The 11,824-nt window shown below is 70.3% G+C and carries 11 protein-coding genes; 2 read left to right on the forward strand and 9 right to left on the reverse strand.

Translation table 11 applies throughout. From position 1 onward, the window contains the following. Positions 1–25: 25 nt before the first annotated feature. Both ACFY30_RS26960 and ACFY30_RS26965 read right to left on the reverse strand, forming a co-directional pair. A complete protein-coding gene (locus ACFY30_RS26960; RefSeq protein WP_390847713.1) occupies positions 26–865 on the reverse strand; it encodes an SDR family NAD(P)-dependent oxidoreductase in 840 nt (279 codons plus the stop codon). Between the two features lie 414 nt (positions 866–1,279). After that, positions 1,280–2,059 (reverse strand): AraC family transcriptional regulator, encoded by a 780-nt coding sequence (locus ACFY30_RS26965; protein WP_390847714.1) that lies wholly within the window; start codon positions 2,057–2,059, stop codon positions 1,280–1,282. Positions 2,060–2,114: 55 nt separating this feature from the next. Between ACFY30_RS26965 and ACFY30_RS26970 the strand changes: the two genes are divergently transcribed. Next, complete coding sequence (locus ACFY30_RS26970) at positions 2,115–3,458, forward strand: MFS transporter (RefSeq protein WP_390847715.1); 1,344 nt, start codon at positions 2,115–2,117, stop codon at positions 3,456–3,458. 104 nt (positions 3,459–3,562) lie between these two features. Here the strand turns inward: ACFY30_RS26970 and ACFY30_RS26975 are convergent, their stop codons facing one another. From ACFY30_RS26975 to ACFY30_RS27000, 6 genes are all read right to left on the reverse strand, one after another. After that, positions 3,563–4,210 (reverse strand): tetratricopeptide repeat protein, encoded by a 648-nt coding sequence (locus tag ACFY30_RS26975; RefSeq protein WP_390847716.1) that lies wholly within the window; start codon positions 4,208–4,210, stop codon positions 3,563–3,565. 226 nt (positions 4,211–4,436) lie between these two features. Next, a complete protein-coding gene (locus ACFY30_RS26980; protein WP_390847717.1) occupies positions 4,437–5,327 on the reverse strand; it encodes a hypothetical protein in 891 nt (296 codons plus the stop codon). Between the two features lie 64 nt (positions 5,328–5,391). After that, complete coding sequence (locus ACFY30_RS26985; protein WP_390847718.1) at positions 5,392–5,853, reverse strand: hypothetical protein; 462 nt, start codon at positions 5,851–5,853, stop codon at positions 5,392–5,394. Between the two features lie 2 nt (positions 5,854–5,855). Further along, a complete protein-coding gene (locus ACFY30_RS26990) occupies positions 5,856–7,385 on the reverse strand; it encodes a BTAD domain-containing putative transcriptional regulator (RefSeq protein WP_390847719.1) in 1,530 nt (509 codons plus the stop codon). 144 nt (positions 7,386–7,529) lie between these two features. Beyond that, the gene (locus ACFY30_RS26995) at positions 7,530–8,096 is read right to left on the reverse strand and encodes a flavin reductase family protein (protein ID WP_390847720.1); all 567 of its coding nucleotides are present in this window, start codon (positions 8,094–8,096) and stop codon (positions 7,530–7,532) included. A gap of 210 nt (positions 8,097–8,306) precedes the next feature. Next, positions 8,307–9,176, reverse strand: a complete 870-nt coding sequence (locus tag ACFY30_RS27000) for a helix-turn-helix transcriptional regulator (protein ID WP_390847721.1) — start codon at positions 9,174–9,176, stop codon at positions 8,307–8,309. Positions 9,177–9,419: 243 nt separating this feature from the next. Here ACFY30_RS27000 and ACFY30_RS27005 point away from each other — a divergent pair, with 243 nt between their 5' ends. Then, a complete protein-coding gene (locus ACFY30_RS27005; RefSeq protein ID WP_390847722.1) occupies positions 9,420–10,295 on the forward strand; it encodes a helix-turn-helix transcriptional regulator in 876 nt (291 codons plus the stop codon). An 87-nt stretch (positions 10,296–10,382) separates the two neighbouring features. On the opposite strand, the gene ACFY30_RS27010 is transcribed toward ACFY30_RS27005, so the two are convergent. Continuing rightward, entirely contained in the window at positions 10,383–11,807 is a 1,425-nt protein-coding gene (locus ACFY30_RS27010) for an NAD(P)/FAD-dependent oxidoreductase (RefSeq protein WP_390847723.1), read from the reverse strand. Positions 11,808–11,824: the final 17 nt, after the last annotated feature.

The following is an 11,824-nucleotide window of genomic DNA, read 5'->3' on the forward strand; positions in this document are numbered from 1 at the left end:
GCCCCCGGTGAGGCGACCGCGCGAGTCAGGCGGCGTCGTTGTGGGCGGTGGCGGCGGACTTCTCGCGCCAGTCGGTGAGGTCGTCGTGGACCTGCTGGTACTTGGCCTCGAGGCGTTCGAGGGTGTCGCGGCCGAGGTAGAGGTGGGTGGGGAGCTTGTCGGTGGTGGTGACTTCCACGATGAGGGCGGCGCCCTTGACGGGGTCGCCGAGCTGGGCGTGGTTGGCCTGGTCGATCCAGTCCAGGGTCACGTGTGCGGGGGTGCCGTCGTAGTCGGGGATGCGGTTCGCGGCGACGGAGAGGGAGCTGGAGTCGAGGAAGTCGGTGCGGAAGACGCCGGGTTCGACGACCATCGACTGGATGCCGAACGGGGCCATCTCCGCGCCGAGTGCTTCGCTGATGCCGGCGACGGCGAACTTGGAGGCGGAGTAGAGGCTGACGCCGGGCTCGCCCTCGAAGCCGGAGCGTGATCCGATGTGGACGAGCTTGCCGGAGCCCTGCTCGCGCATGACCGGCAGGACGGCGCGGGTGACGTTGATCAGGCCGAAGACGTTGAGGTCGAACAGGGAGCGGGCCTCGGCGTCGGTGATCTCCTCCAGGGCGCCGAGCAGGCCGCGGCCGGCGTTGTTGACCAGGACGTCGATCCCGCCGAACCTCTCCACGGCCGCCTCGACCGCGGCGGGGATGCTGTCGGTGTCGGTCACGTCCAGGGCGACCGGGAAGACCGCCTCGGACGCCTTGAGGTCGTCGGGGACGCGGTCGGGATTGCGCACGGCGACCACGACGTTGTTGCCCTCCCGCAGCGCGGCCCGTGCGATCTCCGCACCGAGCCCCCGCGACGCACCGGTCACGAACCACGTAGCCATGAATTGTCCTCTTCCGAATTCTCCGCTTCCCTCGCGGGGAGCTTTTCCTTACGCATTCGAGTCTGCTCGCCGGAAGAATCCTTATGAAGGCCGTGAATTTCCTGGGAGTCCCACTCCCAGGAACAGCCGGGGCCTGTGGTCGGGCACAGCGTCCCGGATGATGAACGGGTTTTCGTGAGGCGTGCGGTGAATACACCAGGGCCGCCGCCGGCAGCGGGATGACATAGGGGTCCGGATAGAAGCGAAGCCTCAGTCGGTGTCGATCACGGCTGAACGGCGGCGCGATTCTCCGCGTTTCGAGCCGTTCCCGGACCGAGGGCTACGACTCCGTCCCCGACCGGCCCTGAGGACTCTCCGACTGACGCGGGCTCAGCCCAACTGACGTGTCTGTCAAGGAAGGCTCCGATGCGGTGATCACAGCTGTAGCCGGGCCTCGTCACCGGGTGCGACGCGATAGGTTCCCGGTGTCTGGCCCATGGTGCGGCTGAACGTGTCGATGAACGCACTGGTCGTGGCCCATCCGCACTGGCGTCCCGTTTCACTGACGCTTGCTCCTTCCGCCAGCAGCACCATGGCGTGAAACACCCGGACGTTGGTCCTCCATTGTGGATAGGTCATGCCGAACTCGCTCCTGAACAGCCGGGCCAGGGTGCGCTCGCTCACGCCGATGCTCCGTGCGAGCCAGGCGGCCGTCCGTGGCTGCCGCAGATCGCCGGTCACCAGCGCGCACGCCTGCCGCAGCAGGGAGTTGTCGGGGACGGGCAGCGTCAATGGCTCCACGAGGGCTCGCCGCAGCCGGTCCCGCAGGACGGCGCGCAGGTGGCGTGCCTCCTGCTGCGGGAGGGACGGTTCACTGCACGCGATGATCAGTTCGCGCACCAGGGTGTCCACGGCCACAACGACCGGCGTCCGGGCCCTCAGCAGGGTGTCGTGGGCGGCGAAGCCGAGCGTGTGCACGGAGCTGTGCCCGTGTACCCGGTGCTGATGCCAGACGCCCGCCGGAATCCACACGGCGCGCGCCCTGGACGCCACCCAGGATGCCTCGCCCGTCTGCACCGCCAGCACACCGGCGCTGACGTAGAGAAGCTGGTGATAGCCATGCTGGTGACGGCGGATGACCTCACCCGCGAGGTGGGCATGCGTGGTGTCCCTGGGCTCCGCCGCCGGCTTCTCCGCCTGACTGTTTTCCGACACGTGACGGCAGAATATCGGAAGCGCTGCAGCGTGTGGTCCTGCCAGCGTGGTGACCATGCCCACGACGCCCCGCACCCCGCGCGATGTTCCTCCCGCGGGCCCGCCCGCGCTGAAGGCCCGGCCGGCCTCCGGTCTGCGCGGCGTCGCCCTCGACACCCGCCCGCTGGCGCACCCGGTCTTCCGTCGCCTGCTGATCGGGCAGGGCGCGGCATACGTCGGGACCATGGTCACCGGCGTCACCATCCCGGTACAGGTGTACGCGCTGACGTGGTCGTCGCTGTCCGTGGGGCTGACGGGGCTGGCCGGCCTCGTACCGCTCGTGGTCTTCGGCCTGTACGGCGGCGCCATCGCCGACCGGTTCGACCGCCGTACGCTCTACCTGGCGTCGGCCTGCCTCACCTGGGCGATCACACTCGCCCTGCTGTTCCAGGCGCTTGCCGATCTGCGCTCGGTGCCCCTCGTCCTCGCCCTCGTCGCTTTCCAGGCCGGCGCCTTCGCCGTGTCGTCCGCCGCCCGGGGCGCGATCATTCCCCGCATCGTTCCCACCCCGTTGGTGCCCGCCGCGAACACGCTGTACTTCACCGCCGGCAATGTCGGGCAGGTCACCGGGCCCCTTGTGGCGGGCCTCCTGATCTCGCTGCCGAACGGCTACTGCTGGGCCTACGGCGCCGACGCCGTGCTGTTCTCCGTCCTGCTGTATTCGGCCGTCAACCTGCCCTCGATCCGGCCGACCGGCTCGGGGGCCCGCACCGGCGGGCTGCGCTCGGTCGTCGACGGGCTGCGGTTCATCGCCGCCGCCCCCGTGCTCTGGATGTCCTTCGCGGTCGACATCGCGGCGATGACGATGGCCATGCCGACCGCCCTGTTCCCGGCAGCGGCACAGCTGCGCTTCGGCGGAGGAGTGGGACTGCTGTACGCGGCCATCGCCATCGGGTCGGTCGCAGCGGGGCTGTTCAGCGGATGGATCGGACGAGTGCGCCGCCAAGGCCGGGCGCTGGCGATCGCCGTCACCACCTGGGCGGCGGCCATCGCCCTCGCGGGCACCGTCCGCCACCTCCTCGCCGCCGTGGTCCTCCTGGCCGCCGCCGGAGCGGCGGACCTCGTCAGCGCGGTCTACCGCGAGACGATTCTGCAGACCTACGCACCGGACGCCATGCGTGGCCGGCTGCAGGGCGTCTTCACCGTCGTCGTCGCCGGCGGTCCGCGCCTCGGGGACCTACGTGCCGGCGCCATGGCCTCCGCCACCGGTCTCGGTGTCGCGTGGACAGGCAGTTCGCTGCTCTGCATGGTCGTCGTCATCGTCGGCGCAGCGCTTGTACGACCGTTCTGGCACTACACCGTCACCCCGGCACAGCCGCCGCCCCCGCCGACGCGGCCCGAAGCCGCACACCAGCCGTAGGGCGCGAGCATGCGCCGCATGACACGGGCGACGACACCGCCGGGCGTGCGCCCTCGGTGCTGCCCTCGTCCCCTGCGCGCAGCCGATCCCCTGGAATTGATCATCTAGGGCCGGATGAGCGTGCGGGCGTGGGCGATCCACTCCAACACGGCCTTGGCACCACACCCTTCGGCGACCGACTCGGCTTCATCGAGGTGGTCGAGCGCCGCCGATCGGTCGCCGGTCTCGGCCGAGAAGTAGGCCAGCGCCACCAGGCCGGCCGCTTCCCCGGCCCTGAAACCTGTCTCCCGGCGCAGCGTCACCGATTCGGTCAACCGCTCACGGGCCTGATCGAACCGGCCTGCGTCCTTGTCGGCAAAGCCGAGATGGCGTATCGCGTAGGACATCGTCATCCGGTCGTCGACGGATTTCGCCAGCGCGTACGACCGCTCGAAGTACGGCCTGCCGGTGGCGCCGTCGCCCTTCACCACCTGATACCAGCAGCCGACCCAGAACAACGCGTCCGCCTCGCCCGACGCGTCCCCCAGACGCCGGTACAACTCGGCCGCGCGCTCGAAGAGCACCAGTTCCTGGTCGTTCTCCTCGCGGTCGTTCAGGAAGCGGACGTGCAACACCTTTCCCCGCGCCAGGGAGAGCGGTGCCTCGATCGCGTCCAGCGCTTCGTCGGACCGATCGAGCGCGGACGTGTCACCGCCGAACATCGCCGCCTCGAACAACTCTCCCGCACGTTCGGTCCAGTCCTGCCCCGGCATACCGTGCCCCTCCCCGTCGGACGATTCGCCTGCTGAGGCTATCTCCGCCCTCCCGCCGGGATCCGGCAATTTCCGGGGGCGACCTGTCTTTTCCGGTCTTGGGAGTGCCCGGGCGCCGTCCCGAACCGTCCGTACGCGCCTACGGCCTGTCCGGGCTTGCGGGTGCAGGCGTCTTCGACGGGGCGGACGAGTGCGGGCTTCCGCGGCTCTCTCCGCAGGCCCCTACTCAGCCCTGTCGCGCGGGTCCCCGTGGAGGCGGAGGCAGCTGTGCAAGCCGTCGGGCCACTCGCTGCGCGTCGTTCGTGAATTCCAGGCGCCGCAGCTCGTCCACCGCGCGCTGCCAGTGCAGCCGTGCCTGCTCGTGGCGGTCCAGCGCGGCCAGGGCGTCGCCGAGGGCGGTCAGGGAGAGGGCCGCGAGGTGATCGTGGTGCACTGCACGGCTCAGCGCCAGGGCCCGTTCGGCGTGACCGAGGGCCGCGGCGGCTTCTCCGGTGCGCAGGTACGCCTCCGACAGCCGCATGTGCGTGCCGCCCCGCAGGAAGTCCTGCTCGCCCTGTTCCAGGAGGGCCAGTGTGCGGTGGTGGGAGGCGATCGCGTCCTGGGCCAGGCCTTGCCGCAGCAGCACTTGGCCGTGACGGTAGTGACCGGTGGCCTCGCCGTAGCGGTCGGCGTTGCCGCGGTACAGCTCCAGCTGACGCAGGGACGCGGCGACCGTGTCCTCGTCGATGCCTGTCATGAGCAGCCGCGTCTGCACCATGTTGCCGAGGGCGACGGCCTCGAGCGAGGAGTTGCCACGCTGGTGGGCCAGTTCGGCAGCCTGCAGGTGGTGACCGATACCGGCGACGGGATCGTGCCATCCGACGATGACGCCGTGCAGGTTGAGCGCCATGGCGTGCACGTCGTCGTCGCCGACGCTCTCGGTCAGCTCAAGGGCGCGCAGCACGTGACCCCGGGCGTCCTCCAGGCGGCCGACCTGCGTGAGCGCTCCGGCGAGCATGTAGCGGGCGCGTCCTTCGGAGCGGTGGTCGCTGCCGGCCACCGCCGCTTCGCAGACCGTGGTCGCCACGGGAATCAGCTCGCGCCATCGGTGCGCGTTGATGGTGGCGGCGCCGAGCATGAGCAACAGGGTCGCCGCCCGGTCGGTGTGCGAGGCCGCTGTCTGGGTGATGAGCCGGAGGACGTCACCGAGCTGGGGTCCCCAGGACCGCGCTCCCCGTCCTGCGCGGCGGGCCGCTGTTCGAGGATGTCCGCGACGTGCTGGCATGGACCTCCTCCGTGTGTCCGGGGAGCAGGAAGTGGTAGGCGCCCGCCGCGGTGATCAGGTGGTGATCGAGCAGTCGGCCGAGCGCCGCGTGGCGCTCCACGGTGGAGTCCGTTCGGGCGGCCAGGCGCTGCGCGAACAGCAGGACGAGGTCGTGGTAGCGGTAACGGTCCGGTGCCGGGGATTCCAGCAGTCCCGCGCTCACGAGTCTCTCCAGCGCCTGCGCCACGGCTGCTTGCGGCCTGGCCAGGACTCGGGTGGCGACGGGCACGTCGAAGCCGCTCTGCGCGGGGACGGCCAAGAGCCGGAATGCGCGGCGTGCGCAGTCGTCCAGTTGCCTGTAGCCGAGGGCGAAGCTGGATTCCACGGCGACGGATTCCACGCTCAGTTCCGACAGCCGGTGCTGTTCGTCGGCGAGCCGTTCGGCCAGTCGGGCCAGGCTCCACTCGGGCGCGCCGCAAGCCGTGAGCCGATGACGCGGATGGCGAGGGGCAGGCCCCCGCAACTGGCCAGCACCTGGCGTGCGAGCTGTGGTTCGGCTGCTACGCGTGCGCTGCCCACCAGCCGGGTGAACAGGTCCAGCGCTTCGTCGTCGGGCAGGGCCCCGAGGGTGACGCGCAGGCTGACGGGGAGCGGCGCCAGGCTGTTGCGGCTGGTGACGACCACGGCACAGGTGGGCGAACCCGGCAGGAGCGGCAGGATCTGTTCCCTGTCGGCCGCGTCGTCCAGGACGATCAGCACGCGTCGCCGTGCCAGAACCGTCCGGTACAGTGCCGCGCGTTCGTCGAGCTCGTCCGGGATGACGGAGTCCGCGTGGCCGAGGGCGCGCAGGAATGCCGCCAGGACGGATCCGGGATCCGCCGGTGTGCCGCCGGCGCCGCGCAGGTCGGTGTGCAGCTGCCCGTCGGGGTAGGAGGCCAGGACCGTCCGCACACTGTGCATCACCAGGGCCGTCTTTCCCACACCGCCCATGCCGGTGACCAGCACGATGGGCATGGCGTGGGCGTGATGCCGCAGCAGTGCGTCGTGGACGCGCTGAGTCTGCGGGACGCGACCGGTGAAGTCGGCTGCTGCGTAGGGAAGTTGACGCGGGACCGGCGTCCGGCGCCGCGCGGTTTCGGGGTTCGGCGGTGCGGGGGCGGGACGGCCGGCCCGGAGGATCCGGGCGTGCAGCGACCGCAGGTCCGGACCGGGCGCGATGCCGAGTTCCTCGTCCAGGATCCGGTGGACCGTGCGGTAGGCGGCCAGAGCGTCCGCCTGGCGTCCCGCCCGGTACAGGGCGTGCATGAGCGCCTGGTGCAGACCTTCGCGCAGCGGATGTTGTTCGACGAGAGCGGAGGCACCGGTGATCGCCTCGGCGTAGTGGCCCGCGTCCACTTGGAGGTGCAGGCGTTCCTCCAGCACGTCGAGGTGCTGGGCCTGGATGCGGAAGCGTTCGCGGTCCGCCAGCGGACCCGGCACCGAGGTCAGCGGATCGCCCCGCCACAGCGCCAGGGCCCTGTCGTAGGAGAGCAGGGCCGCTGCGTGGTCACCGTCCAGCCGCCGGGCCCTGGCTTCCCCGACGTGCCGCTTGAACGCCTGCCAGTCCACGCGGTCGTCGTCGACGTCCAGCAGGTAGGCGCCGGCCACCGACCGCAGGATCCGCCAGGGCTGTGCCCGGAGATGACCTGGTTCCAGCGCGTTCCTCAGCCGCCACACATAGGTCCGCACCACCGAGGCGGGCGAGTTCGGCGGACGCTCCCACACCGCTTCGACAAGGTCGTTCACGGTCAGGGGCCGGCCCTGAGCGAGCAGCAACGCGGCTGCCACCGCTCGCTGTTGCGGCGAGCCGAGGTCGATCTCGTGGTCGCCGTGGTGCGCGCGGACCTGCCCCAGCAGCGAGAAGCAGGTGCGTGACTTCCCTTCGTCCTTCATCCCACACCTCGCTGTCCTGTGCGGTCGCTCATCATGACGGCCGCTTCGGGAAGGAACGCGTCGCCACTCACCCTCCAAAGGTTGTCACGTCAACAATAGCCCCTCGGATCTTGCTGATGCATCAACAGCAAGCTTCCCCGCGGCCTAGACCAGGTACTGCCACTTGGTCATGCGCGACTTGAGGTCGACGACCGGGCCGTCCAGCGTGAAGGTCCCGTCGCCGCGGTGGTGGAACAGCCGGGGAGCCTCCCGCGAGGGGTCGGTCCAGGCGCGGACCGCCTCCAGAAGGAAGAGGGAGTGGGAGTCCACCAGACGGGTGTCGGCCACCCGGCACTCGATGTTCGCCCAGCACTCGGCGACGAGAGGTGCCCGGACCGCGTCACCGGCCACAGCCGTGAGGCCGAACTTCCCGAACTTGTCGACATCGGCACCTGAGCAGTTCCCGATGTCGACCACCGTGGCGGCCATGTCGGCCGTGGGGATCGAGATCACGCACTCGCCGGTCTCGACCAGCGCCGTGTAGCTGTGGTCCCACGGACCGATGGTGCAGGCGATCAACGGCGGCGCGTGGTGCACCATCATGTTGAAGCCGTTGGTCATGACGTTGGGTGTCCCCTGCCACTCCGTGCTGACCAGGATGACCGGGCCGGGTTCGATCAGTCGGTGCACCTGGTCCAAGGGGTGGACCCGCAGGTCGTTCACAGTGATCATGTCCGCTCCTTCGCGTCGCGCGGCGCACCCGCCGACCGAGAGGGCGGTGCGCCCGTGTCTCGATGGTCGGGTGAGCCGAAAGCGGCAGGAAGGCCGGGACATACCTGGGTGCGCCACTACCAGGCTGCGTTTCCGCTCCGCAGGAGGCCACGCGTCGTGGCACGCGCGGGAAACGGACCGCGCGCGCCACGACCCCACGCATCGCGACCGCTATGCGGGGTCGGCGTCCGCCGGCTCGGCAGCGACGTCCTGTGCGTTCTTCGGCGCCGGGGCCGTCGCGCGCAGCGCCTCGAAGGCCGCTGCCGTCGGACTGGCGGGCTCGGCCTGGTACACGACGAGTTGCTGATGCGGCGCACCGTTGACGGTGAAGGCGGCGAACGCGATGTGCAGGTCCCCGACCTGTGGATGCTTGAGGTGCTTGCCCTCCTGCGACTTGCCCTTCACCTCGTGCCGTTGCCAGAGGTCCGCGAACTCCTCGCTCTGTTCGGAGAGTTCGGCGACCACCTCCGCGATGCGGGCGGAATCCGGGGCGAACCCGTAGGCGGCCCTGATCTCGGCGACGCACGAGTGCGCGGCTCGCTCCCACTCCTGGTAGAAGTCACGGCCGGCGGGGTCGACGAACACCATGCGCGCCAGGTTGTCGAACGCGTCGAAGCCGCCGTGCAAGGCTGTGGCCAGCGCGTTGGCGGCGAGGATGTCGAGGGCCGGTCCGACGACGAAGGCGGGGGTGTGGTCCCATCCGTCCATGAGCTGGAGCAGCTGAGCACTCACGTCGCCGTGGCCGTACTCACGAGAGCGCTGCGAAGCCGCGAGGCACAACCGGTTGAGGTGGTCGGTCGCCTCCGCATCCAGCTTCAGCGCCTGCGCCACCGCGTCGAGAACCTGCGGGGAGGGACTGCGTTCACGTCCTTGCTCAAGCCTGATGTAGTAGTCGGAGCTCACCCCGGCCAGGAGCGCGACCTCCTCCCTGCGCAACCCCGGAACCCGACGCCGCCCGTGTTCGGGCAGGCCGACGTCCTGCGGCTTCAGCGCTTCGCGGCGGGCTCTGAGAAAATCACCCAAAGGCGTCCCCTTGCTCATGGAATCCAGACTAGACCGCATGCGGCTGGTCAAAAGTGTCGACCATGTAATATGGCGAGCGGTTCAGCACCCCTTACTTTGTGTGACACGTCGTCTTGATCCTTGAGCTTTCCCCCGGTCAGAGACGGACGATCACCGACCAGTCGGCTCACGCGATGCAGCCCCCGGGACACCTGATCCTGGGAGTGACGCACCCACGGTCGGCACGTTCTTTTGAGGCGGCTTCCCTCTAGCCTCGATGGCATGGACAAGCACGCGCCCCCTGACCCGGTGGAAGGGCTGGGCCGTTTTCTCCGCTCCCGACGGGCACTGCTGAGCCCCGCGGCGGTGGGACTGCCCAGTACCGGACGCCGGCGGGTGCCGGGTCTGCGGCGCGACGAAGTGGCTGCCTTGGCCGGTGTCAGCGCCGGCTACTACATGCGGCTCGAACAGGACCGCGAGCTGAATCCGTCCGAGCGTGTCCTCGAAGCGGTGGCGCGGGTACTTCAACTCAGCGACGAGGACAGGACGCACCTGTTCCGAGTGGCACGGCCCACGGCCCGCCGCATGAAGCCGCCCGTGCGGGTCGAGCGCGTCAGCGCCCCGCTGCGGCAGATGATCGAGGGCTGGACCAGAACACCCGCTTTCATCATCGGTCGCGCACAGGACCTCCTGGTGACCAACAGCCTCGCGGCAGCCCTGTACTCGGACTTCACCCGCCAGGACAACGTCCTGCGCATGCTCTTCCTCGACCCTGCCGCCAAGGCCTTCTACCGCAGTCCGGAGCGGGCCCGGCACCGCGCCGTGGCCGATCTCCAGCGGACGGCGGCGCAGACACCCGACGACCCGCGCATCCTCGAACTCGTCGGTGAACTGGCGGTGCGCAGTGGCGAATTCCGCTCCCTCTGGGCACGGGAGTACTCACGGGTCCCCCCGTACCAGGTCAAGGAAGTGCGTCATTCCGCAGTAGGGCCGATGGAGTTGCGCCACGAAGCGCTGGACATCCGCAGCGCCCCCGGTCAGCAACTCGTCATCCTTCAGGCCGAACCCGGTTCACGGTCGGCCGACGCGCTCGCCCTGCTGGGCTCCATCGGTGCGCCGCCCCTCCCTCCACAGCAGCATCCCGGCGTCGACGGCTGAGAGTCGCGCTCCGCACAGCACCGTCCGTCGAACGGCGGTGGTGCGCGGAGCGTTGCGCTTTCCGGCCTCACCGGCGGCGACGCCGGTTCAGCCTTTCGCGGCGGCCGTGTCCCGCGCCGTGACCACGGCGTCCCAGGCGCTGCGCGGCGGCCCCGCGGGGAGCTGAGGCGCATCGGCACGGGCCCTCAGCCACCGTTCCACGCGCACCCGCACGTCCTCGGCGCCGAACGCCTCGCTCGGCGTCCGCAGCATGTGCCGGGCCTGCGCCCAGGCCCGCATGACCACCGGGTCCTCCAAGGCGCAGGGGAACCTCGCCGCCCTGTACCGCGCCTCCCGGTCCGCCGCGACCCCGGCCGTGGCCGACAGGCGCGTCTCGTTCTCCCGGTCCGCGGCCACCTGAAGGTCGAACCAGGGCTTGAGCTCATCGTGCGCCCATCGGTCGTAGGACCGGGCGAACTCCTCGTGGCGGTGAGCGTCGTGCGCTGTGTCCGCGACGCGCGCGGCCGCCCACAGGGCGAGTGAGATGCCCTGTGTCAGAGTCGGATTGGTGTGTACGAGGGCGTCACCCACGCGTACGAGGCCGGTGACGACGGGCCCGGACGCATCGGCTGTGGGGCTCCAGCGGTTGTCGAGGCCGGCCATGATGTGGACGTCGCCCACCGGCCGTGGACCGGCGGAGAGCCATGCCGCGGTGGACGGGAAGAGGCGGGCCAGCGCGTCGAAGGTACCGGGATCACGCAAGGCCCGCAGAGTGGGGTCCTTGACGGCACACACCAGCGCCGCGCCGAGCAGGTCGTTGTCGGAGGGGAAGGCGATGCTCAGCGCATACGGCGCCGCGGAGGTGTAGGGAACCCGGGGCGACGGGGCCGTACGGCTGGACCGCACGCGGTACCAGCGGCAGGCATAGGCGAGACCCACCCGATGTGTCTCCGTCTCGGGTGGACGTGCCCCGGCCGCGGTCAGCCAGTCCACGACCGGCGAGCGACGCCCTGACGCGTCGACGACGAGGTCGGTGTCGACTTGTCCACTGTCCAAGAGCACTCCGGTCACCCGCGGCAGGCCACTCCGCTCCGGCGTGGTCACCAGCCCGCGCACCGCCGCACCGGTCTCGTGGCGGATGGTGCGCTGCGCGTCCACCGCCGCACGCAGCGCCGTCTCCAGGACGATGCGCCGCGTGCGTACCAGGACCAGATCCTCGTCGCCGGGCCGGTACGGGGGGCGCTCGGGGAACCAGTCGAACTCGTGCTGTTCCCAGGCGCCCAGGCCGAGCAGGTGAGCATGGACATCGGGAGTCCGCGCCCTGAGCACGGATCGGGCCGGGCCAAGCAGGGCGTGCGGCTGGACGGCATGCGGGACGCGTGCGCGCGACCGCCCGAAGAAGTCGTCGTCCAGGTGGCCGCCGGGCTTTTCGGTGTCCTGCTCGAAGAGGAACACGTCGTGCCCGCGGCGTGCGAGGAAGAGTGCCGTGGCCAACCCGGCGATGCCGCCGCCCATGACAGCGGTGCGTGTCATCCGTGCTTCCTTTCGTA

This window comes from Streptomyces sp. NPDC000345, assembly GCF_042898825.1.
In the GTDB taxonomy this organism is placed as follows: Bacteria; Actinomycetota; Actinomycetes; order Streptomycetales; family Streptomycetaceae; genus Streptomyces.